Below are 26130 nucleotides of genomic sequence, written 5' to 3'. Positions count from 1 at the left end.
CGGACCTACCGTGCGTCGGTGGCGACGGATCGCGGCCCGCGACCGAACCACCCGGCAGCACTCGAGGCCCTCCCGCTACCCCGTCGAGACGGGAGCGGCGACGGCGATCGGACCTCGAGTCCCGCCACGGCTCGCGCTCGCGGAGTGTCGCCCGTCGTGATCATTCCGATCCGTTGACGGTGCGAGACGGATGACGGTCATCGGGTCGTCGGTGTCGTTCAATAGGTGATTAACGGGTGGCAGGTGCAGGCCACATCGAAACCAGCCGGAACGTCAAACCAAGGTATATGTCCCGTAACCGACTGAACCGACGGACGTTCGTAACCGCGGCAGGAACAGCAAGCGCACTGGCACTGGCCGGTTGCGCCGACAGCGGCCCCGGTGGCAACGAATCCGAGAACGACACGACCGGTGAGAACGAAACCGGCAACGAGACCGAAGGCGGTGCGGACGAAACGTATACGCTGACCGTCACGGTCGAAGACGACGAGGGGCCCGTCGAAGGCGCGACGGTCACCCTCGAGGAAGCGGGGCTGGGCGGTGGCGGAGCGGGCAACGAGTCGGATAACGAGTCCGACGGAATGATGGGCAACGAGTCGGACAACGAGACGATGGGCAACGAGTCGGACAACGAGACGATGGGCAACGAGTCGGGCAACGAGACGATGGGTAACGAGAGCACGTCCGACGTGGGCGGGCAGAGCTTCCCGATGGAAGACGAGACTGACGAGAACGGTGAAGTCGAATTCGAGGAACTCGAGGACGGAGAATACACCGTGACCGCCGAATACGAGGGCGAAGAGACCGAAGGCGACGTCGAGATCGACGGCGACGACGAGGAGGTCACGCTGACGTTCGGCGAGGGCGGTGCCGGCGGTAACGAGACCGACAACGAAACGACGACTGGGAACGAAAGCGGCGACGAGAATAGTTCGTAAGCGGTCCGTCGGCTCCACAGTCGGAGCCGTGTCCCATCGACCGGTTGTATCGACCTCGAGGACGGACGCATCGACGCCCGTTTTCGGTCAGCGCGCCGAACCGCGCCTCGAGCGGCCGCCGTCGCGGTGGGAACGATCGACCGAGATCGTTTCACGCGGAAACCACAGCCTTCCCGACCGAAACGGCGACGACAGTCGGACACCACTGTGGCAGACTGTCGACCGGAACAGGAGACCGTCGTCGCCGCCCGTGAAACTGTCCCGTTGCGAACACGTCTGGCGAGCGGTTCGCGATCGCTCGGGATTCGCTGCCCCCGCTCGAGCCCAGGCGGTGGCGGGCCGGGCGGCGTGAGGAGTTGCTCGCCGTGGCGACTTTTTTGCCCCCTCGGTCGGTAGTGACGAGTATGCGTGACGAAGAAGAAATCCGCGAGCAGTACGAGTTCCTCAAAGAACACCTCGAGAGCGACGAGATGCGCCACGACGGCGTCAGGCAGATGTTTACCTACTACAAGCGCGCGATCGGCTGGGTGCTCGAGGAAGAACACATCTGAGCCGCCCGCGGACGCCGGGACCGGCCCGACGCACTGCGACGAGGTGACCGGTGTCGTTACCTTTAAGTCCTCTCGGCGGAATCATCCACGTGACGCTTCGCTTGGAGGGCCGAAGCGTCAGCGGGGACCAATTCAGGGCGGCAAGCGATCGCGTGGCACTTTTCCGCCACGCGATCTGCTTTCCTGTTTCGACGTGTCTATGTGTCGGAGCGATGCGTCCGTTCTCATCGAGTTCGATTAGCGCGCAATAATCGCGCTCGAACGATATAATTGTACCGAAACGTAATCAACGAACTGTAAACATGAATCGCTCATTATGTGAGTTACAGCGGTAGATCCATCACGGGTGTTATGGATCGTCTCCACTCGAAACGAGTCCTCTCGCTGGTAATAGCCTCCTTTCGGTCGAAACAACCCGATAGCCTTATTAAAATTCGACAGTAAATGCGATTGGTACTTCCCCAATGTACGACCTGACAGGATTCCAGCGTGACTTGCTCTACGTCATCGCTGGCGAGGAGGAGCCGCACGGACTGGCGATCAAAGAGGAACTCGAGGACTACTACGAGAAGGAGATCCACCACGGTCGGCTCTACCCGAACCTCGACACCCTCGTCGACAAGGGGCTCGTCGAAAAGGGCCGTCGCGACCGGCGGACGAACTTCTACACGCTCACCCGTCGCGGCCGCCGCGAACTCGAGGCGCGCCGCGACTGGGAGTCCCAGTACGTCGACCTCTAGGCCGACCGTCACGCCGACTCCGGTCGCGCGACCGCCGCCCGTCATCCCTCCGAGCGGCGACTCCCACTTTTGCGCCCGTCGGGCCTCGAGAGTCTGATCGGACCGAGCGACCAGTTTGTCCGCCGCCGGCGCGTTGCTTATATGCGGGCACGGTGAACGGTCTGGAGTGAACGAGGTCGCGTTACAGGTCGCCGACGCGCCGCTCGAGGAAACGGTCGTTCGGCTCGCGCTGGCCGGCGCACTGGGTATGTTCCTCGGCCTCGAGCGCGAGTGGTCCCAGAAGTCCGCGGGTATCCGCACGTTCTCGCTGATCAGCCTGCTCGGTGCGGTGTTTACGGTGCTCGTTCGCGAGGGGGGTATCGGCGAGAGTCTGCTCCTGTTGGGTGGACTGCTCGTGATCGTCCAGGGGGTCCTGCTCGCCGTGCAGGGGCTCACGGAGGACGACCCGGCCGACACGGGGCTCTCGTTGACGACCTCGGTCTCGATGCTCGTCGCCTACGGTATCGGCGTGCTGGTCGCCGCCGGCTTCATCATCGAGGGAGTCACCGTCGCCGTCCTCTCGTCGCTGCTACTGGTGTTGAAGCGGGAGCTTCACGAGTTCGCCTGGGGGCTCTCGCGCGAGGAGATGCGATCGACGACGGAGTTCGCCATCCTCGCGTTCGTCATCTATCCGCTCCTCCCGGCCACGTACGAGCCCGAGGTCGCGGGCATCACCATCCCGCTCGAGCCCCAGATCATCTGGCTGATGGTCGTCGCCGTGGCGGGGATCGGTATCGCGAACTACGCGATCGTCTCGACCTACGGTGGCCGCGGCATCGCGATCACCGGATTCTTCGGCGGGCTGGCCTCCTCGACGGCGGTCGTCGGGACGATGCTCGATCACGTCAACCAGCGCCCCGAGGCCGCGTCCTACGCCGTCGCCGCGATCCTGCTCGCGAACGCCGCCATGGCCGCCCGTAACCTCGCGATCGCGGTCGGCTTCACCGCCGGCGGTGAGACCGGCATTCTCGTCGAGGCGGTCGTTCCGCTGGGTGCCGTCATCCTGCTCGCCTTCGCCATCGCCGCCCTCACGGCCGACTGGAGCGAGTCCGGCCCCATGGAACTCGAGAGCCCGTTCTCGCTGAAGAACGCCCTCGCGTTCGGGGCCGTCTTCCTCGTCGTCCTCGTGTTCGGATCGCTGGCCGAGACGTGGTTCGGGACGCTCGGCTTCTACGCGACGGCCGTGGCCAGCGGCTTCGTCTCGAGCGCCGGCGCGACCACTTCCGCGGTCGTCCTCTATCGCGGCGGTCAACTCGGTGCCCCCGAGGCGACCGTCGCCATCCTCCTCGCGACGGTCTCGAGTATCGTGGTCAAGGCGTTGCTGGCGTCGACCTCGTCGAACGACGGGTTCCGGAACCGGATCGCGGCCTACAGCACGATTCTGCTGGTCGGCGGCGGGGTGGCCGCGGCGGCAATCGTCGCCGTGTAAGGCGACGGTCACCGTCGCCGTGCAGCGACCGTTTCGGCGGCCCGGACTCACTACGTTTATCCGACGGTTGCCGAAGATATTGTATGGACCGAGCAACGGTCGAACCACAGGTCGACTCGATCCCCGGCGAACGAGCGAGCGAGTGGGTCGAGTATCACCACCAGTACGCCGCCCCGAGTACGTACGTTTACGAGTTCGTCTGGGACGCCGGCGGTGAGGCGACGGGCCCGTTCTGTACCGACGTCGACGGCAACGTCCTGCTGGATTTCACGAGTCACGTCGCGGCCGCCCCGCTCGGCTACAACAACCCGACGATCCGGACGAAGCTCCGCGAGTTCGACATCGTCGATCCGCTGAAGATCGCTGGACAGGACTTCTACGTCAGCGGCGGTGGCGGTCGACCGGACGATCCCGACTTCCCCGGTCCGACGCAGCTGATGGACCGCCTCGTCGCGATGACCGACCACTACGACATGGATCGGGTCTTCCTCTCGAACTCCGGTGCGGAGGCCATCGAGAACGCGATCAAAATCTGCTACGCCGCGGGCGGTCACCGGGCGTTCACCTTCGACGGCGCGTTCCACGGTCGCACGCTGGGCGCGCTCTCGCTCAACCGCTCGAAGACCGCCCACCGAAGCGGTTTTCCGGAGGTTCCGGGCGTCGTCAGCGTTCCCTATCCCGCTACCGACGAGGCGTACCGAACCCGCTGGCGAACCGACGGCCCCGGTGGGAACGTCGTCGCTGACGCGCTCCACCCGGAACGGGGTGTCGTCGACCCCGACGAGGTCGCCTACCTGATCCTCGAGCCCATTCAGGGCGAGGGCGGCTATCGGGTCGCCCATCCCGAGTTCGCCCGCGACCTCGAGGCGCTCCGTGACCGGTACGATCTCACAGTTATCGCCGACGAGATACAGTCCGGGCTGGGGCGGACGGGCGAACTGTGGGCGGTCGATCACCTCGATCTCACGCCGGACGTCATCACCAGCGCGAAGGGGCTCCGTGTGGGCGCGACGATCTCGCGGTCGGACGTCTTCCCCGCCGAAAAGAGCCGCCTCTCCTCGACGTGGGGCGCGGGCGATCTCATCGCCGCCATGCAGGGCGTGCTCACGATCGACACGATTCACGAGGAGAACTTGCTCGCGAACGTCCGCGAGCGAGGCGAGCAGTTGCGGACCCGACTCGCGGACGCCGTCGAAGACGGTAACGCGCCCGGTATTGTCGACATCCGCGGTCGCGGGCTGATGCTCGCGGTCGAGTTCGATACGAAAGCGCGCCGGGACGCGGTCCTCGAGAGCGCGTTCAACCACGGCCTGTTGACCCTCGGCTGCGGCTACAAGACGCTTCGATTGCTGCCGCCGCTCGACGTCACCGAACGGGAGATCGAACTGGGGACGAGGCTGTTGCTCGAGTCGCTCGAGCGGGTCGCGGACGAGGGCCCGTAACGGTCGACCGACACCGACGGCCCCCGCCGAATCGATCCGTGTACGAGCGGGCCGGTCGGCTCGCAGCGCCGTCCAGTCTCGTCCGCGTCGGAACGCTCAGAGCGAACTGAGTATCGTGACCGGACACGGAGCGTTCCGGACGACGTACTCCACGCGATGGCCGAGAAACACCCGTCGAGAGATCGGCCGCATGTTCGCGCCCATAACGATCACGTCGGCGTCGGTCCGGTCGGCGAGGTCGACGATCTCCGTTTCGGGGGTCTCCGAGATCGTCACCCTCGTCAGCACCGTCGCGTCGAGTCGTCTGCCGAACTCCGCCTCCCGCTCGACGATCTGTTCGCCGATCCGAACCTGCTCGGAGGGATCTGGTCGAGTGGCGAACCGGTCGTCGAACGGGGGTTCGTCGACGACGTGAACGATCTCGACGAGCGCGTTTTCCGCTGCGGCGACGGTGAACGCGATCTCGGCGGCGTGGCGGTTGGACACCGTCCCGACCGTCGGGAGGAGAATTCGGTCGATGGGCTCGTCGGCCCGATCCGTCGACGCAGCCGGTTCGAACGGTGTACTGACGATCATCTTCGGACACGTCGTCCCCTGGATGATGCGGTCGACCGTCGTACCGAACAGGGATTCGTTGGACTCGTCGCCGACGACCGACTCGCCGAGGACGGCGAGATCGTACCCGGCGTCCAGCTCGTCGAGAATCGTCTCGGCGACCGTTCCCCGGGCGTTGCGAACGAACGTTCTCGACGGCTGCCTCCGGTCGCGTAACCGGCGTTCGATCGGTTCGAAAACACGATCCACCTCGTCGGACGTGACGGCGGTGGGCCGTCCGGACCCGTGGTTCGCTCGCGTCGGCGCGAAGCGATCGTTTCGGAGACCGGTGAAGAAGCCGTCGTACCGTCCGTCCGAGGCACCGGAACCGTCGCTCACGCACATCACGTCGAGGTCGATATCGCGATCGCGAACGAGCGGATCGAGGAGACGGGCGGCGTACCGGCCGTCCGCACCGCCACCGACCGGCAACAGAATTCTCGTGAGGGTGTTGACGAAACTCCCCCGGAGGAACGCCTCGCGTTCGATGCGCTCGCGTTCGTCCTCGCTCATCTCGATCTTCGGGATCGACCACCGCATGATCACCGGTGCGATCACGGAGGTCGCGATGGCGACCGCGACGATAATGCTGTACATGTCCGTCGTCAAGATGCCCGCGCCGAGTCCCACCGTCGCGACGATGATCTCCATGGCCCCGCGAGCGTTCATCCCGCCACCGATCGTGACTCCCTCCCACCTCGAGAGGCCGGCGAGCCGAGACGCGCCCATGATCCCGGCGAACTTGCCGAAACACGCCACCCCGAGGACGACGAGTCCCACGGCGAACACCGTCTCGTCGAACAGGGCGGCCACGTCCATTCGCAGCCCGGCGATCGCGAAGAACAGCGGCGCGAAGACGGCGAGCGTGATCACTTCGAGCGTGTGTCGGAGTTCGTAGGGGAAGCGCTTGACCTGGCCGACCAGCACTCCGACGACGAACGCGCCCAGGATCGCCTCGAGCCCCATGTACTGGGTGACCGCGCCCGCTGCGAACGCGAGCACGATCACCGTCGAGACCAGCGCGACCTCGCTGCCGAAGACGGTCCCGACCCAGCGAACGAGTGCCGCGACGAACCGACGTCCGACGGTAAGCGAGACGCCGAGAAAGACGAGCACCGAGACGATCGTCGTCGCGACCGATCCGATATCGACGACGCCGGTTCGAGCGAGTCCGGCGACCGTGGCCAACAGAATCCACCCGATCGTGTCGTCGACCATCCCCGCGGCGAGAATCAGTTGGCCGATGTCGCGACGGATGACGTCGAGTTCGATGAGCACCTTCGCGATGACGGGGATCGCGGAGATACTCATCGCGGTTCCGAGAAAGAGACTGAACACGAGCCGCTGGCCCGGCGACGCGACGAACGATACCGGCAGTACCCAGCCCAGCGCGAATCCGGTCGTAAAGGGCACGACGATCCCGCCGAGCGAGAGGATGACCGCCGTTCGCCCCTTGCTGACGATGAGATCGATGTCCGTCTCGAGGCCGGTGACGATCAGCAACAGGATGAGACCGAGCCACGAGATGACCTCGAGCAGGTGGAACTGGCTCTCCGAGACCGCGAACAGCGACTCGTAGACGCCCGGTACGACGAGGCCGAGCACCGACGGGCCGAGCAGAACGCCCGCGAACAGCTCGCCGACGACCGTCGGTTGGCCGATTCGACTGAACGCCTCGCCGAGCGCTCTCGCGACGAAGAGCAACAGCGTGAGCTGGACGATGACGAGCAACAGTTCGTGGTGTCCGAGCGGTTCGATAATTGCCATCGGAATCTGCACAGATCGGCGTGATCGCGGGCGATCGGCTCCGTCGTACCGTGGGACTCCCAGATACTTCGTTCCACGCTAGTGAATGGTAAACTGACAGTTATTGGCGCCGACCAGTCAGCGCGACGAACGACCGACGTCCCGTCCGCGTGACGACGAGTCGACGCGGCGACGGGAGCGCCGCTTGGCGGTACGAGACGTACGGAACGGGGACGCCTCGAAGTGCCCAAAACGGAGACGCCGTTCCGAGATGCCCGGCGATCAGCGAGAAACAGCGCGATGCGAGCGCCCGCGTGTCTCGATCTCGATTTACTCGCCGCGGAGCTCGTTCACGTGATCGATCCGGCGCTGGATGAGGTCCGCTTTGCCGATGTCGTGGCGGACGCGCAGTCCCTCCTCGCCGGCGACCGCGAGCGCGTCTTCGGCGATCTCCTCGGCCTCGGCGATCGAGTCGGCGACGCCGACCAGGGCGAACGACCGGGACGTCGTCGTGTAGATCCCGTCGTCGCGTTCGTCCACGTCATCAGAACTCGAAGAGCGTCGCTCTTCGACGCTGGCGTAGTAGAGCAACGCGTCCCCGGCACTCTCCTCGTCGACCTGCACCTTCGCACCCGCCTCGGGGTCGGTGGGGTACCCCTCCGGCACCGCGTACTTGCAGACCGTCGCCTGCTCGGCGAACTCGAGTGCCGGCGGTGCGTCGCCGTCGCGAGCGGCAGTTACGATCTCGAGGAAGTCGGTCTCGAGAACCGGCAGCGTGTTCATCGCCTCGGGGTCGCCGAAGCGGGCGTTGAACTCGACGACCCGGGGACCGGTAGCCGTCAGCATGAACTGGCCGTAGAGGATCCCGCGGTAGTCGTCTAGCGCGTCGACGGTGGCCTCGATGATCGAGACGGCGTCGTCGTAATCGTCCGCGGTCATGAAGGGCAGTTCGTTCGTCGCGTCGGAGTAGCTGCCCATGCCGCCGGTGTTGGGGCCTTCGTCGCCCTCGTAGGCGCGCTTGTGGTCCTGCACTGCGGGTGCCGTGCGGAACTCGCCGTTGGCGACGAACGCCTGAATCGTGAACTCCTCGCCGAGTAGTCGCTCTTCCAGGACGATCCGGTCGTAGTCGGACTCGCGGATGTACTCCTTGCCCTCCTCGGCGGTGACCTGATCGCCGATGACTTTGACGCCCTTGCCGCCGGTGAGGCCGACGGGCTTGATCGCGAGGTCGCCGTCGTACTCGTCGATGTAGTCGCAGGCGGCCGCCGGGTCGTCGAACGTCTCGAAATCGGGACAGCCCGGGACGTCGTTTTCCTGCATGAACCGTCGCTGAAAGGCCTTGTCCGTCTCGATGCGGGCGTCCGCCTTCTTCGGACCGAACGGATAGACCCCCGCGGCCTCGAGTTCGTCCGCGACGCCGGCATCGAGCGGCGCTTCGGGGCCGATGACGGCGATGGTCGCGTCGACGTCCTCGGCGTAGTCGACGACAGCCTCGGGGTCGGTCGTCTCGAGCGTCTCGAACCCGGACGCGATGCGGGCGATTCCGGGGTTGCGGTTGCCGGCGCAGGCGTACAGGTCGGCCTCGCTGTCCTCGAGCGCGCGAGCGATGGCGTGTTCGCGGCCACCGCCGCCGATCAGGAGCACGTTCTCTCGCATGGTCGATAGCGGAACGCACGAACCTGTAAGCGTTGCTCTTTCCTCGAGCTGAAAGTATGCACGGTCGTGGTCACTTCCGGCGACACGATGCCGGACCGAGTCGCGGAGCGTCACCTATTGCGGTGACACGGCCCGATGTACGGACGTGCCGTGTCGGCCGTTCCGCCGGACCATCGCGACCGGTTCCGGTCGGCTGTTGCAGGTCGGTCCAGTATCCGCGGTGACCAATCGCGTCAGCGACCAGCGATCCCGTCGGACTCCGCACGCGTCTCCGATCCGCTCCGGTCCCGGGCGGTCGCGGAATTCGAGCCGTCTCCGTCGTCGCGACCGAGGCGCGTTCGCCCGAGCGACGCCGATTTCGATCGACAGTTCAGCAGAATTACAAAGCTCGGCGACGAACCCGAACGCCGAATTCGATGGTCTCCCCACGCACCCTCGAGCGCTCCGTTCCCTGGATCGGATTCGTCCCTCTCCTCTTCGCGAACCTGCTTCCGCTCGTCGGCGTCCTCGCGTTCGGCTGGGACGCGGCGATACTGGTGACGGTCTACGTGCTCGAGATGTTCCTGACGTTTCCGCTCACGGCGGCGAAAGCGCTGTTCGCCCAGCAGCCGCCGAAAACGGACGACGAGGATCCAAACGTCTCGGACGAACTGAAGCAGCGACGCGGCAGCGTGGAACTGGTATCGTGGCTCCCGCCGATCTATCCGCGGAACGTGCCGTTCGTCAGCACCGTCCTCCTCGGGTTCGCGTGGGTTTCGGTCTTCGGCGCAAGCGTCCTCAGCGAGGTGATTCCCGTCGAGGACGTGCTCCTACGATCGGAAGTGGTGATGAGCGTCGTCGCCCTCGTGGCCGCCACCTCGGCCGACGTGTGGCGAGACTATCTCCGCGGCGGCCGCTACGAGACGGTCTCTGCCTACGAGGTCGTCCAGACGCACGTCGGCCAGACGTTCTTCCTGGTGGTCGTCCTCATGGTCGTTGTGAGTCCGGACGACGTCGGCGGGGTGGCTCTCCTCGCCGGATTTGTCTTCGGCAAGCTACTCGTCGACTGGGCTACCTTTCGCGCTGCCCACGGTGAGCCGGGACGACTCCTCGGCTGGCTCGCCGGTCCAAACGATCCGACGAAGCCGGTCGATCCACCGATGGTACCCGAAGGTGGCCCCGACGTGCGGATTTCGACCGACGACACCGCCGTTCTGTACACCGCCGCACACCACACGCTCTTCGGAGCCGTATTTTTCGCACCCTGGATTCTGATCTCGTTGGTCGTCTCGCTCGCGGTGTTCACCGGTGACGACACTCCCCTGGCGGTCGTGGTCGGAACTGGCGTCGCGTTCGCGTTCCTGCTCCTCCTGCAACCCGCGATGGAGTTCGTGAAGATCGTTCTCAGGTACGGACCGCTCGAGTATCGCCGGTACGAGGACCGACTTGTCGCGTACGATACGTTGGTGGACGAACCGCAGTGGTCCGTCCTCCCCGACGAGGTACGGGATGCCACGGTCGTCGTCGATAACCTCCCGGATCACCTGCTCGGGACGCGGACCTTCGCCGTCACGATGGGGTGGGGTGACGACGAGTTCGAGCGGGATCTCGGCCCCGTGTCGGATTCCGACGCGTTCGTCTCCGCGTTCGAGATCCCAGTACGGACGATGGAACTGGACCCGATCGATCGACGGCTCGCGTGGGCCGCGGTCGTTCTCGGCGTCGGGCTCGCCGGGGCCCTCATCCTCACCTTCAGGCCGTGGGCGTCGGTTATCGCGCTGGTCCCGGTCACGTTTTTACTCCCGTTCTCGCTGTTCGTTCCGTTGGGACTCTGGAGACTGGCGTATCCGAGCTCCGATTGAACGGGCCAACGGTGCACTCGACGCTCGAGATGCCGACCGGACTCGAGGACCGCGGGGCAACAGCCGGTGACGACGCGAACTGACGGGTCTCGAGCGCCCCGAGCGGCCGTCGATTACTCGCCAGTCGAGCCCCTGGCGGCCATCGCAGACCGTCGAGACTCGCAGTGAGTATCACGGCCGCTCCGAGTCTGGCGAGGAACGCGGCTTCGGGGACGAATCCGCCGATATCGTTGGCCCGTCACCCTCGAGCGCAGCGACGTCACTCGCCATCGCTCGGTTCGCGTCCGCCGAGCCGATTCACCAGTTCCCACGGGGTGGTGAGCACGATGGTGAAGAAGACGGCCGCAGCTAATTGGGCGAAGAATCCGTCAGCGACGCGAATCGCGAGATAGCAGGCCAGGCCGCTCACGAGCACCCTGACGAGGAAGGCACCGACCTGCTCGAGCGACGTGGTTCCGTGTGCGGGCATATCCTGTACTCGGCCCCAGAAAGATGGTACTCTATTGATCTTATCTCAGGCATAGAACAGCGGCGGCCGCCGGTCCCCGCCGAACTCCTCGTCGGGGAGGTACGCCTCGAGCGCTCCCGCGTCCGCGTCGTCCAGCAACTGATCCAGCACGTCCACGGCCGCGTCGCGGTGCAGCGGCTGGTTGTCGTTGCCGCACTGCTCGTCCATCACGCAGGCCGGACAGCCGTCGACGTTCCCGCAGTCGCAGTTCGCGATCAGTGCTCGAGCGCGCTCCGCGACGGCCTCGTAGTTCTCGTAGATCGCCCGCGCGAAGCCCAGACCGCCCTCGATCCCGTCGTAGATGAACCACCCGCTCGCGGGCGTTCGCTCGAGGCCGTCGGCGATCTCCCGCACCGTGGCCTCGGCCGCGGCGATGTTTCGCGGCGCGCCGCCGCCACTCGCGCTGCCTGCAGTTCCGTACGCTACGTCCGCGTCTGTACTACCCTTCCCCTGAGCGAGGTGCGAGTCGATCGTCAGCGTCGCCAGCCCGCCCAGATCGCGTTTGTCGACCATCAACTCGAGCGGGGCGACGCCGATCGTCGCGTGCTCGGCGGCGTGAAGTCCGCCCGCGTAGCCGAGGTGGGCAGTCCCCGCCAGCCCGTCCTCGAGGTCGGGCACCTCGACGTCCCGGTACTTCTCGATCAGCGCCCGCTCGACGCGCTGGGGGACCTCGAGCCAGCAGAGCTGGGTCTCCATCTCGAGCGGCGGGTTCTCGGTCGGGATCCCCTGCTCTTTCCGCTTGCCGCCGTGGACGGCGACCGTGTCGTAGGTGCCGTGATAGACCAGCACTCGACCGCGGCCGAAGTGCAGCGTGAAGTCGCCGACGTTGCGGGACTCCTCGGAGGTCGCATCGAGGACCGTCACGTCGGTCCGCGTCCGCGTGTAGTAGTCGACGTCCGTCGGCCGGACGGTCACGGAGGGTCGGGGCGAATCGTGGTCGACGTCCACCACCTCGTATTGCTGCCCCTGATGCAGCCGGACTGCGCCCTCGTGGAAGTCCCGCAGCACGCGCTCCCTCGCCAGCGGCTCCATCCCCGGATCGTAGTGCTCGTCGACGCCGTCGGCGAGGTCGACCTCGTACTCCTCGCCGGTCGTCGCGTACAGCGAGATCGACTGCTGGGGACGGGGCGGACCCACGTAGGAGACGCCGGTCTCGAGCGTGCCACGAAGCTGGCCCGCGCGCCGCCACATCTCGACCGCCCGCTCGAGACGCTCGCGGTCGGCGAGCGTCCCCGCGTCGGCTCCGGCGACCGCGAGTTCGTCGGCCGCACAGCGCAGGTGCTGGGCGAACACCGCGTCGTTGTCCACGTCGACGACCGCGTCCTCGACGTCGGACTCGAGCAGGTAGTCGGGGTTGGTCACGACGTACTGGTCGAGCGTGCGGTGCTCGGCGACCAGCACCGAGAGCGCGCGCTTGGTTCCGCGACCCGCACGGCCGATCTGTTGCCAGAACGATTGGCGTTGCCCCGGGTAGCCCAGTTGCACCGTCGCGTCCATCTCGCCGATGTTGATTCCCAGCTCCAAGGCGTTCGTCGAGGCGACGCCGTCGAGCACGCCGGTCTTGAGCTGGTGTTCGGTCCCGTGGCGTTTCTTCCGCGAGTGGCCCGCGTGGTAGGGTTCGATCGCGCTCCCGCGGTCGGGGTTCGTGTAGTAGCGGCGGTTGTCGTGGCGGTGTTTCGACGCCCGCTTGACCGAGAGTTCGGCGAGTTTCCTCGAGGGGCTAAACAACAGCGTCTGGGCGTCGTGGTAGGTCAGATGCGAGAGCATTCGCGGGGCCTCGACGGTGGCGGGGACGCGCTCGACGATGGCGTCCTCGCGGCCCTCGCCACGCTCGGCCCGCGTCGCTCCCGGTCGCGTATCCGCGGACTCGCTTCGCTCGTCCTCGCGGGCCCGCGGCGGCGGGTTCCAGAGCACCAGCTCCCGCGGTCCCGTCGGCGAGCCGTCTTCGTCGATCACGGTAACGGGTTCGTCGATCAGCGCCGACGAGTGCTCGCCGGGGTTGCCGATCGTCGCGCTCGTGAGCACGAACTGCGGGTCGGCGTCGTAGTAGCCGAGGACGCGCTTCAGCCGGCGGACGATCCAGGCGACGTGCATTCCGTGGACGCCGGTGTAGGTGTGGGACTCGTCGATCACCACGAGGTCGCAGGTCGAGAGGAACCGCGCCCAGCGGTCGTGGTCGTGAAGGTAGGTGTTCACGCCCGCGAAGTTCGAGATGATGACGTCGGCCTCCTCGCGGATTCGTTTGCGATTGCTCCCGCGTTCGGTGTCGCCGTCGTAAACCCGGACCGTGATCTCGAGGCCCAACTGCTCGAAGAGGTCGTTCAACTCCCGCTCCTGATCCCGCGAGAGTGCCTTCGTCGGGTAGAGGACGTACGCCGTGGCATCCGCATCCCGGGCGCGGGCCTCGAGGTAGTTCCTCGCGATCTGGAGCGCGTAGATCCGGGTCTTCCCCGAGGACGTGCTCGTCGCGACGCAGACGTTCTCGTCGTCGGCGAGGGCCTCGAGGGCCGTGGCCTGGTGCGAGTAGAGGTCGTACTCGAGCGGATCGGCCAGTTCGGGACGGAGCACGCGCTCGTTGGGTACCGTCGATGCCTCGCGGCCGGGGCGTTCGAGGACGGTGATATCGTCCCCGTCGCGGTAGCCGGGGAAGGTATCGACCAACTCGTCACCGGTGACCGGGATGTCCGCTCCGTCGGTGTCGTGCCGTTCGGCTGAATCCTCGTGATCGCTGCTCATGGCTTAGAAATCGCTCAGTCCGGTTTGCTCGCTGTCGGTATCGCCGCTCGCGTCGCGTCGTGCCGTTCGTCCCGTCGCGCCTGAGTCGGTCGCCTCGGACCCCGGTACGCTCGCGTTCGAGGGCGGAGACGAAGCCGAGCCGCTCGAATCGGAACGACTCGAGGCCGAGATATCCTCGACCGGCGACGCCGAGGCCGTCGGCGCGTCACGCAACTGCTCGTAGACGTGCCAGAGCGCCCGGCAGTCGTCCTCGCAGTAGGCCTCGTGGCGGTCCCACTCGAGTTCCGCCCCCGTCCGCATGAACCGCTGGTAGGCCGCCGCCGTCGCCGCACCGTCGAGGCCCGTCGCCGCGTTCTCGTAGCCGAGCGCGTCGGCGACGGCCTCGAGTTGGTTCGTCCGACCGGGTAGCAAGGCGTTCTCGTTTCGCACGGCCCAGAGGTAGAGATCGAACTTGGGGATCGACTCCCACTCGTCGACGTAGTAGGGGACGTGTCTGGCGATAAAGGCACCCAGGTGGCGGTAGTCGAACCGCCAGCCGTTCCACGTGAGCAGCGCGCGGTTCGGGTGCAGTCCCAGCAGCCAGTCGCAGAACGCCTCGAGCACCGACGCCGGGTCCGTCGGATCGTCGGTCTCGACGAACGCCCGGTAGGTGTCCGCAACGGGATCGTAGACGCCGATCTGCCAGATGATCGTCGGCGAGAGGCCGTCGGTCTCGATGTCCACGCACAACGGCGGCGTCGACCAGTCCGCGCCCGGCAGCGACTCGTCGGTGAGCCGACGGGGCTCGCCGGTTTCGAGCACCGTCGCGTGCTCGTGCATCGTTCGCGCTCGAGCGCGACCGACGCCCGGCAACCCCGCGAGCGTCTCGGTCGACGTCTCGAGCAGTTCCGCGCGGGTCGTTACGCCGCGCTCGGCGAGCCGTTCGGTCGTCTTCGGACCGATGCCGGAGACGGCCTCGAGGCCGAAGTCGGTCACGTCGTGCGTCGTGACACGCTCGACGCCGTCGGGGGTGAGCGTCAGCATCGTGATCGATCGGGAGCGGCCGTACCCCTCGACGGGACCGGCACCCCGAACGCGGACGGAGACGCAGTCCTCGTCGCGTGGTTCGACGCCGGTGCGGCGTTCGTGGTCGACGCCGCGAACGGCGCCGGTATCGCGCTCGAGGTGCCAGAGCTCGTCGTACGCCGCCGGCTCGGACCCCGTCAGCACGGTCGTGGCTGCTCCCGCCGGGAGCGCGCTCGCGAGCGTCGCCGCGCCCTCGAGGTGCGTCTCGAGGGCCGTCGGTCGAACGGTCGTCGTGACCTCGTCGCAAACGACCGCGGCGACGCGGGAGGCGGCGATCGGCCCGTCGCTCGAGCGGGTCTCCGACGATGCCCGAAGCGATCCGAGCCCCTGTGTGACGGAGATCTCGACGCCGTCGGAACCGCCGGCGGCTCTGATCCGTTCTCGATGCGGGGCCGGTCCGTTGCCGGTCTCGAGGGGCGGGTGAAACGCCGGCGCGTCGAACGCCCGTCTGGCCCTGGCGAAGGCTCGCGGCTCGTGCTCCGGACCGAGCACCCAGACGGCGTCGGGCTCGAGGGTCGCCTCGAGATCGGCGAGCGTCGCGGCGGGGTGGTCGGTAATCGCGGACGGCGGGAGGGCGAGCAGGCAGACGCCGTCTCGAGCGGTCATCGCTCGTCGGAACGGCCGCACCGATAAAGACGGTTTGGATACCGAAGTGAAAGTGAAACGACCCGAACCGACCGAAACGGAAACCGGGTTGCCCCGATCGGCTCGAACGGGACGCTACTGCAACAGTCCTCGATCTCGTCGACGCGGTTCGCCGCGAGGGCGCACACAAGCCCAACCGAACCGGCGTCGACACGATTTCGATGTTCAGTAACCACTCCGACAGTATCGATCGCGGTTCGCGACTATCGGTCTGGCCGATCTGGGTAGAATACCGTTCCAGTGACAGAAATGTGATTATTTGAACACGAGATAAATACAAGCGCATGCGATTATTCCGTATGAGACGGCGCAACCTCCTCGCTGGCGGCGGCCCGTTCGTACTCGGTGCAGTTTCCGGCTGTGTCGGCAGGTTCCAACCTGCCAACACGCAACGTGAGGCAGACCGCGTACACTTCACGGAAATCGCGGGCGAATACGTCGTTTCGATCCGGAACAAACTGACCGAATCAGTCGATGCGGCGGTAGCTGTGACTGCTGCCAACGGGACGACGGCGGAAGAGACCGTCTCGGCCGAACCAGGCGACGAGACGTCGGTTAGGGGCTTGTTCACGGCAGGGCCGGAACCCTACATTGTGTCGGTGTCGACCGACGAAACGGCGACGGAACGGACACTGCGGCCGAGCAAATCGCCGCACGATGACTTTGCGTACACGATTTCGTCGGACGGAATCCGCTTCCGGAAAGGATACAGACCGACGTCCGATATCGTGATCTCGAACGATGGCGACGAGCGCGTCGACGTTCGAGTGACGATCGACGATCCCGCAGACAGCGCTACTGTCTACGATATCGTCACTCTCCCACCGGACGACCTCGTGGCCTTCCGGGACGTCTTCGCGGCCGGGAACGAGTACGACGCCACCGTCCGGGCCAACGGGATGACGAAATCGACTACACATCTGAACTCGGACACGAATAGTCTCTGGATCGATGTCGAGCGACACGATCTCCGCCTCTCCGTGTCGGAACGGTGATTTTCCCCTGGAACGAGTATGGACCGTATCTGGAAATCCGCTACTGGTTGCTTCCGCTCCCTTCGACGGGTTTGAAGCGTCTGAGAACGACGATACCGTCGTCGATCCTGTTTCCGGCCTGATGGCTTCCGGATGGTGCGTTATTATGGTCGTTCGGTCGCTACGGTACGGGCAATGCGACAGTACCTCGATCTCGTCGACACGGTCCTCTCCGAGGGCACCTACAAGCCCAACCGGACCGGCGTCGACACGATTTCGTCGTTCAGCGAGCACTACGAGGTCGACCTCCAGGAGGGGTATCCGCTCCTCACGACCAAGGAGATGGACGGCTACCGCTGGAACTCGATGCTCCACGAGGTCTGCTGGTATCTCTCCGGCGAGGAGCACATTCGGGACCTCCGCGAGGAGACCAAGATCTGGGACGCGTGGGCCGACGAGGAAGGCCGACTGGACACCGCCTACGGCCGCTTCTGGCGACGGTTCCCGGTCCCGGACGAGGATGCGCAACTCGAGGGCGAGTCCTGGCCGGACGAGAGCCACCGGTGGGTGTCCGAGGAGACGGACGGTCGGCGTACCTTCGACCAACTGCAGTACGTGATCGACACCCTGTCGGATTCACCGAACTCGCGGCGGCTGGTGGTCAACGCGTGGCATCCCGCCAACGCGGCCGTCTCGACGCTCCCTCCTTGCCACTACTCGTTCGTCTTCAACGTGCAGGGCGACCGTCTGAACTGCCACCTGACCCAGCGCTCGGGCGATACCGCGCTGGGAATTCCGTTCAACATCGCGGCGTACGCGCTCCTGACCAAAGTCATCGCACAACAGACCGGATTCGAACCGGGCACGTTCGCCCACACCGTCGTCGACACGCACGTCTACTGCGGTCGCGGCGACCGCGGTGAGTGGTACGCCGACAACCTCGAGGCACTCCAGTCCAGACTGGCCGACGCCGACGAGCGCGCGGAGTATCTGGCTATCAAGGCGTGGCTCGAGTCCGAGGCTCCCGCCGAGGCCGAGGGCGACGACCGACTCGATCACGTGCCGGGCCTGCTCGAGCAGCTGTCTCGAGAACCGCTCGAGCGCCCGACGCTCGAGGTGGCGGACACGTCGATCGACGACCTGGCGTACGAGGACGTCGAACTACGGGGGTACGAGTCCCACGACGGGATCGAGTTCTCGGTGGCCGAATGACCGCGGACGGGACATCCGAGAGCGCGAACGCGACGCCGGCGCTCGAGACCGACCGCGAACTCGTCGCCATCGTCGCCGTCGCCGACAACGGCGTCATCGGCAAGGACGGCGACATGCCTTGGCACATTCCCGACGACATGACGCACTTCAAAGAGACGACCATGGACCACCCCGTCATCATGGGGCGAGTGACCTACGAGGGCATCCTCGAGACGCTGGGCGAGCCGTTGCCCGGCCGAACGACGGTCGTCCTGACGAGCCGGGACCTCGAGACGCCGGACGGTGCCGTGGCGGCCCACGGACTCGAGGAGGCCGTCGAGACGGCCGAGGCGGCTGCACGAGACCGTCACGACGACGTGGACCGGATTTTCGTCGCCGGCGGCGCGAGCGTCTACGACCAATTTCTGCCCGCGGTCGACCGACTGGTCGTCACCGAGGTCCACGACGAACCCGACGGCGACACCGTCTTCCCCGACTGGAACCGCGACGCGTGGACGGAAGTCGCTCGAGACGAGCGCGACGGCTTCGCGTTCTGCGAGTACGTCCGCGCGGAATCGACGGTCGAGTAGCGGGGACTCGCTCCGACCGCCGTCTCTTTCGCGACCGTCCGGTCTCCGGGCGCTCCCCGCCGGCCGCTCGAACGGCAGTCCGGCCGCTGGAACAGTCGCGACGCCCAGTGCTGAGCCTGTCCGGCCGGCGCCGAGTCCACGTCGTCCCCGCGAGCCGAACCGATCGCACAGCGAACACCTTCATACAACTGGTATTATATAATGGCATACCTCATCCGTCAAATATGGGGTATAGGGGGACCTTGCTGGGGATTCTCGAGGGATTGAAATGCCCTCCCCTCCAAACCCATATATGGGAAGTGATACGTTCTCGGACGCGATCCGGGAGTTCGACCACGACGGCGAGACCTACAAGATGGCCGACCTCACGGTGCTCGAGGAGCGGGGCCTCTGTGACCTCGAAAAACTGCCCGTGAGTGTTCGCGTGCTGCTCGAATCGGTACTGCGAAACGCCGCGACCGACGGCGGCTCCGTCGACGCGGACGACGTGCGAGCGGCGGCCGGGTGGCAGCCCGACGTTCCCGACGCCGAGGTTCCGTTCCAGCCCTCGCGCGTCGTGTTACAGGACCTGACCGGCGTTCCTGCTGTCGTCGACCTCGCCGCGCTGCGGTCGGCCGCGGACCGGGCCGGCAAGGACCCCGCGATCGTCGAACCCGAGGTCCCCTGCGACCTCGTGATCGACCACAGCGTGCAGGTCGACTACTTCGGCAGCGAGGACGCGTACGAACAGAACGTCGAACTCGAGTACGAACGCAACGAGGAGCGCTACCGCGCGATCAAGTGGGCCCAGCAAGCGTTCGACGAGTTCAACGTCGTCCCCCCGGGAACGGGGATCGTCCACCAGGTCAACCTGGAACACCTCGGACGGGTCGTCCACGCCCGTGAGGACGAGGGCGACCAGTGGCTCCTGCCCGACACGCTCGTCGGCACCGACAGCCACACTCCCATGATCGGCGGCATCGGCGTCGTCGGCTGGGGCGTCGGCGGGATCGAGGCCGAGGCCGCGCTGCTCGGCCAGCCCATCACGATGACGCTACCCGAGGTCGTCGGCGTCAAGCTCACCGGCGAACTGCCCGAGGGCGCGACCGCGACCGACCTCGTGCTCCACATCACGGAGAAGCTCCGCCAGGTCGGCGTCGTCGACAAGTTCGTCGAGTTCTACGGCCCCGGCGTCTCCCAGCTCTCCGTCGCCGACCGCGCGACGATCGCCAACATGGCCCCCGAGCAGGGATCGACCATCAGCATGTTCCCGGTCGACGACGCGACGCTCGACTACCTCGAGCTCACCGGCCGCGACGAGGATCACATCGAACTCGTCCGCGAGTACCTCGAGGCACAGGGTCTGTTCGGCGAGCACGACCCCGAGTTCACCGAGGAGGTCGAGTTCGACCTCGGCGACGTCGAGCCCAGCCTCGCGGGCCACAAGAAGCCCCACGCCCGGATCCCGATGGGCGATCTGGACGAACACTTCCCCACGCTGCTCGCGGAGGAAGGTGTAATTGACTCGGGCGCCGCGGAAGGCGACGGCGGGCTCGTCGCGAAAGACCAGCCCGGTCTCGACGAGACGGTCCCCGTGACGCTCGAGGACGGTACCGAGGTCGAGATCGGCCACGGCTCCGTCCTCGTCAGCGCGATCACGAGCTGTACGAACACCTCGAATCCGTCGGTGATGGTCGCCGCCGGACTGCTCGCACGCAACGCGTTAGAGCAGGGGCTCGACGTGCCCGACTACGTCAAGACCAGCCTCGCGCCCGGGAGTCGGGTCGTCACGGAGTACCTGAAACAGGCCGACCTGCTCGACGACCTCGAGGGCCTGGGCTACAACGTCGTCGGCTACGGCTGTACGACCTGCATCGGGAACGCCGGCCCGCTGGCAGAGCCGATCGAGGCCGCCATCGACGAGCACGACCTCTGGACCACGAGCGTCCTCTCGGGCAACCGTAACTTCGAGGCCCGCATCCACCCGAAGATCCGCGCGAACTACCTCGCCAGCCCGCCGCTGGTCGTCGCCTACGGCCTCGCGGGCAAGATGGATATCGACCTCGAGACGGAGCCGATCGGGACGAACGACGACGGCGAGGAGGTCTATCTCGACGACATCTGGCCGGACCCACAGGAGGTCAAAGAAACGATTCACGACAGCGTCTCCTCGGACCTGTTCAAGGAGAAGTACTCGCACGTCTACGAGGGCGACGAGCGCTGGGACGCCCTCGACGCGCCCACCGGCGAGGTCTACGACTGGGACTCCGAGTCGACCTACATCCGCGAGCCGCCGTTCTTCACGGACTTCCCGCTCGAGGAGCCCGGCGTCGAGAACATCGCGGACGCCCGCTGTCTGCTCACGCTCGGTGACACGGTCACGACCGACCACATCAGTCCCGCCGGACCGTTCAGCGAGGACCTGCCCGCCGGCCAGTGGCTGAAAGAGCGCGGCGTCGAACCCTACGAGTTCAACACCTACGGCTCGCGACGGGGCAACCACGAGGTCATGATGCGGGGCACCTTCGCGAACGTCCGCATCGAGAACCAGCTGTTAGACGGCAAGGAAGGCGGCTACACCATCCACCACCCGACGGGCGAGGAGACCACCGTCTTCGAGGCCTCAAAGCGCTACCGCGAGGACGACACCCCGCTCATCGTCATGGCCGGCGAGGAACTCGGCACCGGCTCGAGTCGCGACTGGGCGGCCAAGGGGACCGACCTGCTGGGCATCCGCGCGACGATCGGCAAGAGCTACGAGCGCATCTACCGGGACAACCTCATCGGCATGGGCGTCTTGCCCCTGCAGTTCGAGGACGGCGAGGGCTGGGAGGAACTCGGCCTCGACGGCTCCGAACACTTCGCCATCGAGGGCCTCGAGGACGGCCTCGAGCCGATGGCCGAGCTCACCGTCGTCGCGGAAGCAGACGACGGCGAGACGACGGAGTTCGACGTGACCGCGCAGGTCGGCACCCCCGCCGCCGTCGAGTACGTCGAGAACGGCGGCGTGCTCCACCTCGTACTCCGCCGGCTGCTCACAGAGTAGCCACAGGCGGGTCAGTACCCGGACAGAGAGATCACGTTCCGGGCGACGAACGACGTGCTTCCGGTCGGATGGGGGAGCGCCGCCGTCGCGGCCTCTCGCAGGAGCCAGGCGACGACGCGTTCTCCCTGAATCGGTTCGTCTCCGATGTACTGCGCCGGATGATAGAACGCGGACTCCACCGACGGGTTTTCGAGCCGCTGTTGCCCGGGGATCTCGCCGGCACCGCGACGGACGACGACGACTTCCGTGCCGTCGTCGAGCGGCAGTTCGATCGTCTCCGTTCCCTCGGGGTTCGTAAACTGGACGACTGTGCCCGGTTCGCCGGCGAGATAGAACTCGGTCTCGGGTGTCGACCGCCCCGTTTCGTCGACGACGCCCACCTCGACACCGTCCGTGGTCCCCGGAACGGGGTCCATCGTGACCGTCGAGATGGCGTAGTGGGCGACGGCGGATTCCGATTCCGCACCGTCGTCGGTGGCGTCGTCCTCATCGTCGGCACCGGCAGTCACGTACTCGGTAACGAATCCCGGCCCCTGTCGTCGCCAGACCGGCGTGACCACGCCGTCAGCCCAGAAGTCGTAGGCGAGTTCGTGGCTGGATTGGCCGAACCGGTAGCCGGAGTGGTGGTCCTGCCCATCGGGCGCTTGTGCCCCCGTCTCGTAGTGTGATCTGAACCGGAACCCCGACGGTCGGTCATCCGCGTCGGCGTGTTCGACGACGCCGAGCGGTCCCGGCCCGCCGAACTCGATGCTGTGGACGTCCCAGCGGAGCAGTTCCCCGGCGAAGACGGGGTCCCCATCCGGGAAGAACCAGTCCAGGGTCGTCTCGCCGTCGCGTTCCGGCACGCCGTATCCGGTGAAGGTCACCGGCGACTCGAGGCTCGCGAAGACCGGCGTTCCCCGATACGAGGCGGTAATCTCGACGCCGTGGTGTCCCGGTGGCTCCCAGTCGATGGTCCATCCGGATCGGTCGAACGACGCCGGTGGCGCGTCGGTCCGGTGGACGCCGTCGTCCGCGGTGTACCACGGTCGCCGCTCGAACGGGACGTCAGGGACGGCGTCGACGACGGTCTCGTCCGCGGGCTCGAGGGTGGCGGCCAGTTCGTGCGGTGGATACTCGACGAACCGGTCCACCGGACTCACGTCGACCACGTCGCCGACGGCGTCGTCTCGGATATCCACGTAGGCGACTACCGCCCTCGTCGAGTCGGCATCCGCGACGAACAAAACGACCGGATTCACGCCGCCGTGTTCGATCCCCCTGGCGGACGTGATCGACTCGGAGATCGTAAACAGCGGAAACCAGTCGGTGTCGTCGACGAGCGCTCGAACGCGGGAATCGTCGAGCACCCGCTCTAGCTGTTCCGTCTCCGGTTCGGTTGCCTCCCACGCTCGCCAGGAGACGTCCTGCGGTTCGGTGATCGTCAACGCGACGAGGTCGTCCGTCCCCCGATCGACGTGTCCGTAGGCGACTTGTCGCTGGACGGCCGTGACGTCGAACCGGCCTTCTTCGATGCCGCCCTCGATTTCGACGTCCGGACACCCCTGCACGCTGACCGTGTCGAGGCGATCCGAGAGCGGTTCGTACGCCTCGTAACTCGAGATCATGTCTTCGGCGGCGGCGTGGACCTCGGGATCGGACAGGAGCACCTCGAGCGCACGCCGCTTCCGGTACGTGTACAGGACCGCTGCCTCGTCGTCGGCCCGTCGGACTGCCGCGCCTCGGGCGACAGGGGTGCCCGTCGCGTCGGTATCGTCCGTCCCTCGTTGCGCCGACGAGCGTCCGCCGATCACTCCCAGCCCGACTCCGGCCACCGCCGTGCGGACGAACTGTCGACGACGGATCGCACGGTCGCGCGATACCCCTCCATTGTTATCAGCTACCATGGTCGAGACTGGTCGACGGCGGGAACCGATAAAGTCCACTACCGTTTGTGACGTATCTCGGTGTTGTTTCCGGACACCGCTCGATATGACGACGGTTACCGTCCCAAAGGGAGAGTTTCCTCGGACGTCGGTCGCCCCGTCGAGTTCTGCCGTCGGAGCCGTCGCGTCTCGAACTCGTCAGGATCGGCGCTCGAACGGCCGGCAACGCGAACCACGACGATCCAGGGACGGCTCGGCTCGAGCCCGACGGTGAGGGTGTCGTTCGGGGGAAGCTCGCCACCGCACGAAGTCGGTACGACGGGCGAGCGTTCGCCGCCGAGACCCGTCTCTCATACCGCCTGACTGTCGCGGGAACGCGCGTTCCGGTCGCGATTCGTCCCGACGCTGTTACGTTCGCTCCGTTCGCCCGGAATGTGGCAATTGTCCGGACCGATCACCTCGCGCCACTGCAGTTAGTTCGCCGACCGACACGAGCGAGGAAACTGAACTAGATCGCGCCGACCGATCGTTCACGACTAGCAGTGATTACGAACTGACACCGTGCGCGCGTTCGTCGTCTCCGTCAGTTCCGACGGCCGTACCGGCCCGCCACTCGCCGATATACGCCGGTCGGCCACCGCAACTATTCTGCCGTCCCACGATCAACGTAATCCTTGTTTTCCGCTCCCGAACCGAAAGCGTTCTCGTTTCTGATACTCTCGAAACTGCGACAGATGTCCACGGGTCTGTTTTCTCGAGCAGGGAACTGTCAGCGAACGTGTCTCCCTGCAAACGGGGGATCGGGCGTAGCGAACGTCTTTCGAACGCGAACACTCGAGGATACTCCCAGGCTAGTTAAATTAATTGATACGGAAAGAAACGGTCGGCGGCGTTTATTCGATAACTCGGTCAAGGTCCGTCCACCCCGCTACGGGGTGTGAGAGAAAAATGAGCGAACAAAATACGACAGGCGACTCGAGGCGGTCGTTCATGGCGAAGGGCGCCCTCGCGACGGGCGCACTGACGCTCGGAACGGGCGCGTTCGGGACGGCCACGGTCGGTGCACAGGAAGACCGAATAGCGGTCTTCGCGACAGATCTCTATCCCGGTGCGGATTTCGACGTCATCGCCCAGCTCCAGGAGAGCACGACGGTCGAGATCTTACAGCTGGACGGTGAAACCGTGCCGGAGATCTCCCAGCCGGACGAGTGGACCGGGCACATCATCCGGTACGACATCGGACAGGAATCCGGAATCACGACGTTCCTGTTCGTGCGAGGTGCGGGCCTGAGCGCCGGCGACAGCGGAATGCTCGGCGAGGACGCGTCGGTGCTGAGTTCCGATCTGAACCTCATGACCACGTCGGTTGGCGGCGGCGACGGCGGCGACGGCGGCGACGGCGGCAACGGTGGAAACGAGACTGCCAGCGAGAACGAGACCGCCAGCGGAAACGGAGGTGAATAACGATGGTGCAAGATGACGATGGACAAGTGCTATTGTTCACGTACGATTACGAATCCGGCGAGGATTTCGAGGTCGTCTCACAGCTCGAGACGGGGACGACGGTACGGATCCTCCAGACCGCCGACGGAGAGACCGTCTCGGAAATCTCTCAGCCGGACGAGTACACCGGCCACGTCGTCCGGCTCCAGGCCGAGAACGGACCGCAGGGTCCCACGATTCTCCTGTTCACCCGCGATGAGAGTTACGATAGCGGTGACAGCGGGACGCTCGGCGAAGACGCTCAGATCTTCAGCTCCCAACTGAACCTCCTCTCGACGTCGCTGGAGTAGCGTCTCACCCTCTCTTTTTATCGAGGTCCGACGATGACTCCACCGTGGCTACCGACGGATCGGCCGCCGGAGCGGTGGCAGCTGACGAACGAGACGAGCGGCGCAGGCGTCGCGACCATCGAGACGAGAGTCGGCGAAGCGCGCTCGAACCTGATACACCACCGAAATATGACAACTGAAAGAAAGTATAGCGGCGCGAACGGGGCGGACGTTTCGGGGACCGATCCAGCGACGACTGCGACGAACCGGCGACCGGACACTCCCGGCGCAGCCGGCGAGCAGTCGCCCGAATCGATCCGTTCACGGGACGCCGCCGAAGCACGCTCGTCCGACGGCTGCCGGTCGGACGGGGGAGACGAGGCGGAGCGATCCGTGCTGGTCCCGATGAACGAGTATCGGCCGGGGATGACCGTCCGAGTCGTCGATCGGATACCGGCACCGACCGTCGTCGAACTCCTCGTGCTTCCGAACGGCGAAACGGTTCCCGTCCTGACACAGCCCGACGAGTACGTCGGCTACGTCGTCCGGTCCGAACTCGGTGGGGCACAGGTCCGGTCGACGATGATCGTATTCACGCGCGAATCGCTGGAGAGCGGCGCGTGCTACGCGTTCGAAGCCGGCGCACGAATGTTCAGCACGCAGTTGTCCCTCCTGCGAACGACGGCCCGTCGCATCGGTTCGGCCGATTCGGCACCCGATGGAAACGACGAGTAGCGACCGACGGCGATCGATCGACCGACTCGAGGTCGATCCGATCGTCGC

General features: G+C 66.0%; 19 protein-coding genes. 13 read left to right on the top strand and 6 right to left on the bottom strand.

The genetic code is table 11. From position 1 onward, the window contains the following. Positions 1-287: 287 nt before the first annotated feature. From BMX07_RS06815 to BMX07_RS06800, 5 genes are all read left to right on the top strand, one after another. A complete protein-coding gene (locus BMX07_RS06815) occupies positions 288-938 on the top strand; it encodes a hypothetical protein (protein WP_090615772.1) in 651 nt (216 codons plus the stop codon). Positions 939-1342: 404 nt separating this feature from the next. After that, a complete protein-coding gene (locus BMX07_RS24290; protein ID WP_175480071.1) occupies positions 1343-1489 on the top strand; it encodes a hypothetical protein in 147 nt (48 codons plus the stop codon). 464 nt (positions 1490-1953) lie between these two features. Beyond that, positions 1954-2229, top strand: coding sequence for a PadR family transcriptional regulator (locus BMX07_RS06810; RefSeq protein ID WP_090615768.1), 276 nt, complete (start codon positions 1954-1956; stop codon positions 2227-2229). 166 nt (positions 2230-2395) lie between these two features. Continuing rightward, entirely contained in the window at positions 2396-3697 is a 1302-nt protein-coding gene (locus BMX07_RS06805; protein WP_090615765.1) for an MgtC/SapB family protein, read from the top strand. 83 nt (positions 3698-3780) lie between these two features. Further along, complete coding sequence (locus tag BMX07_RS06800) at positions 3781-5139, top strand: aminotransferase class III-fold pyridoxal phosphate-dependent enzyme (protein ID WP_090615763.1); 1359 nt, start codon at positions 3781-3783, stop codon at positions 5137-5139. 96 nt (positions 5140-5235) lie between these two features. Here the strand turns inward: BMX07_RS06800 and BMX07_RS06795 are convergent, their stop codons facing one another. Next, the gene (locus BMX07_RS06795) at positions 5236-7500 is read right to left on the bottom strand and encodes a cation:proton antiporter domain-containing protein (protein ID WP_090615760.1); all 2265 of its coding nucleotides are present in this window, start codon (positions 7498-7500) and stop codon (positions 5236-5238) included. A 309-nt stretch (positions 7501-7809) separates the two neighbouring features. Beyond that, positions 7810-9135, bottom strand: coding sequence for a phosphoribosylamine--glycine ligase (gene purD, locus BMX07_RS06790; RefSeq protein ID WP_090615757.1), 1326 nt, complete (start codon positions 9133-9135; stop codon positions 7810-7812). Between the two features lie 416 nt (positions 9136-9551). Between purD and BMX07_RS06785 the strand changes: the two genes are divergently transcribed. Beyond that, entirely contained in the window at positions 9552-10976 is a 1425-nt protein-coding gene (locus BMX07_RS06785; RefSeq protein WP_090615754.1) for a DUF6498-containing protein, read from the top strand. 259 nt (positions 10977-11235) lie between these two features. On the opposite strand, the gene BMX07_RS06780 is transcribed toward BMX07_RS06785, so the two are convergent. The 3 genes from BMX07_RS06780 to BMX07_RS06770 are packed head-to-tail and all read right to left on the bottom strand — an operon-like array spanning position 11236 to position 15891. Then, positions 11236-11445: a hypothetical protein gene (locus BMX07_RS06780; RefSeq protein ID WP_090615751.1), complete on the bottom strand. Its 210-nt coding sequence runs from the start codon at positions 11443-11445 to the stop codon at positions 11236-11238. 45 nt (positions 11446-11490) lie between these two features. Then, complete coding sequence (locus BMX07_RS06775) at positions 11491-14220, bottom strand: DEAD/DEAH box helicase (RefSeq protein ID WP_090615748.1); 2730 nt, start codon at positions 14218-14220, stop codon at positions 11491-11493. Positions 14221-14223: 3 nt separating this feature from the next. Further along, positions 14224-15891, bottom strand: coding sequence for a ribonuclease H-like domain-containing protein (locus BMX07_RS06770; RefSeq protein WP_090615746.1), 1668 nt, complete (start codon positions 15889-15891; stop codon positions 14224-14226). A gap of 767 nt (positions 15892-16658) precedes the next feature. On the opposite strand from BMX07_RS06770, the gene BMX07_RS23665 reads away from it, so the two are divergent. From BMX07_RS23665 to acnA, 4 genes are all read left to right on the top strand, one after another. After that, positions 16659-16925 (top strand): hypothetical protein, encoded by a 267-nt coding sequence (locus tag BMX07_RS23665; protein ID WP_139210835.1) that lies wholly within the window; start codon positions 16659-16661, stop codon positions 16923-16925. A 174-nt stretch (positions 16926-17099) separates the two neighbouring features. After that, positions 17100-18116 carry a thymidylate synthase gene (gene thyA, locus BMX07_RS06760; protein ID WP_090615739.1) on the top strand — a complete coding sequence of 339 codons (1017 nt, stop codon included), beginning with the start codon at positions 17100-17102 and terminating at the stop codon, positions 18114-18116. Continuing rightward, positions 18113-18685 (top strand): dihydrofolate reductase, encoded by a 573-nt coding sequence (locus BMX07_RS06755; protein ID WP_090615736.1) that lies wholly within the window; start codon positions 18113-18115, stop codon positions 18683-18685. The genes thyA and BMX07_RS06755 overlap by 4 nt, the downstream gene beginning before the upstream one ends. Before the next feature lie 292 nt (positions 18686-18977). After that, positions 18978-21710, top strand: coding sequence for an aconitate hydratase AcnA (gene acnA, locus BMX07_RS06750; RefSeq protein ID WP_090615733.1), 2733 nt, complete (start codon positions 18978-18980; stop codon positions 21708-21710). An 11-nt stretch (positions 21711-21721) separates the two neighbouring features. On the opposite strand, the gene BMX07_RS06745 is transcribed toward acnA, so the two are convergent. After that, positions 21722-23503: a hypothetical protein gene (locus tag BMX07_RS06745; RefSeq protein ID WP_245742066.1), complete on the bottom strand. Its 1782-nt coding sequence runs from the start codon at positions 23501-23503 to the stop codon at positions 21722-21724. Positions 23504-24523: 1020 nt separating this feature from the next. Here BMX07_RS06745 and BMX07_RS06740 point away from each other — a divergent pair. The 3 genes from BMX07_RS06740 to BMX07_RS06730 are packed head-to-tail and all read left to right on the top strand — an operon-like array spanning position 24524 to position 26082. After that, the gene (locus BMX07_RS06740; protein WP_245742065.1) at positions 24524-25039 is read left to right on the top strand and encodes a calcium-binding protein; all 516 of its coding nucleotides are present in this window, start codon (positions 24524-24526) and stop codon (positions 25037-25039) included. A 2-nt stretch (positions 25040-25041) separates the two neighbouring features. After that, positions 25042-25368 (top strand): hypothetical protein, encoded by a 327-nt coding sequence (locus BMX07_RS06735; protein WP_090615724.1) that lies wholly within the window; start codon positions 25042-25044, stop codon positions 25366-25368. A 33-nt stretch (positions 25369-25401) separates the two neighbouring features. Then, positions 25402-26082, top strand: a complete 681-nt coding sequence (locus BMX07_RS06730; RefSeq protein WP_090615720.1) for a hypothetical protein — start codon at positions 25402-25404, stop codon at positions 26080-26082. The last annotated feature ends 48 nt before the right edge of the window (positions 26083-26130 follow it).

Source organism: Natrinema salaciae (assembly GCF_900110865.1).
Classification (GTDB): domain Archaea; phylum Halobacteriota; class Halobacteria; order Halobacteriales; family Natrialbaceae; genus Natrinema; species Natrinema salaciae.
This window is presented reverse-complemented; position numbering and strand designations above follow the sequence as displayed.

What these genes read in the sequence shown, in the direction of transcription:
- BMX07_RS06780 (WP_090615751.1), bottom strand. Translation starts at nt 11,445, where the DNA reads ATGCCCGCACACGGAACCACGTCGCTCGAGCAGGTCGGTGCCTTCCTC.
- BMX07_RS06800 (WP_090615763.1), top strand. Translation starts at nt 3,781, where the DNA reads ATGGACCGAGCAACGGTCGAACCACAGGTCGACTCGATCCCCGGCGAA.
- BMX07_RS06770 (WP_090615746.1), bottom strand. Translation starts at nt 15,891, where the DNA reads ATGACCGCTCGAGACGGCGTCTGCCTGCTCGCCCTCCCGCCGTCCGCG.
- BMX07_RS06810 (WP_090615768.1), top strand. Translation starts at nt 1,954, where the DNA reads ATGTACGACCTGACAGGATTCCAGCGTGACTTGCTCTACGTCATCGCT.
- BMX07_RS06775 (WP_090615748.1), bottom strand. Translation starts at nt 14,220, where the DNA reads ATGAGCAGCGATCACGAGGATTCAGCCGAACGGCACGACACCGACGGA.
- acnA (WP_090615733.1), top strand. Translation starts at nt 18,978, where the DNA reads ATGGGAAGTGATACGTTCTCGGACGCGATCCGGGAGTTCGACCACGAC.
- BMX07_RS06815 (WP_090615772.1), top strand. Translation starts at nt 288, where the DNA reads ATGTCCCGTAACCGACTGAACCGACGGACGTTCGTAACCGCGGCAGGA.
- BMX07_RS06785 (WP_090615754.1), top strand. Translation starts at nt 9,552, where the DNA reads ATGGTCTCCCCACGCACCCTCGAGCGCTCCGTTCCCTGGATCGGATTC.
- BMX07_RS06755 (WP_090615736.1), top strand. Translation starts at nt 18,113, where the DNA reads ATGACCGCGGACGGGACATCCGAGAGCGCGAACGCGACGCCGGCGCTC.
- BMX07_RS06740 (WP_245742065.1), top strand. Translation starts at nt 24,524, where the DNA reads ATGAGCGAACAAAATACGACAGGCGACTCGAGGCGGTCGTTCATGGCG.
- purD (WP_090615757.1), bottom strand. Translation starts at nt 9,135, where the DNA reads ATGCGAGAGAACGTGCTCCTGATCGGCGGCGGTGGCCGCGAACACGCC.
- BMX07_RS06795 (WP_090615760.1), bottom strand. Translation starts at nt 7,500, where the DNA reads ATGGCAATTATCGAACCGCTCGGACACCACGAACTGTTGCTCGTCATC.
- BMX07_RS24290 (WP_175480071.1), top strand. Translation starts at nt 1,343, where the DNA reads ATGCGTGACGAAGAAGAAATCCGCGAGCAGTACGAGTTCCTCAAAGAA.
- BMX07_RS06730 (WP_090615720.1), top strand. Translation starts at nt 25,402, where the DNA reads ATGACTCCACCGTGGCTACCGACGGATCGGCCGCCGGAGCGGTGGCAG.
- BMX07_RS06735 (WP_090615724.1), top strand. Translation starts at nt 25,042, where the DNA reads ATGGTGCAAGATGACGATGGACAAGTGCTATTGTTCACGTACGATTAC.
- thyA (WP_090615739.1), top strand. Translation starts at nt 17,100, where the DNA reads ATGCGACAGTACCTCGATCTCGTCGACACGGTCCTCTCCGAGGGCACC.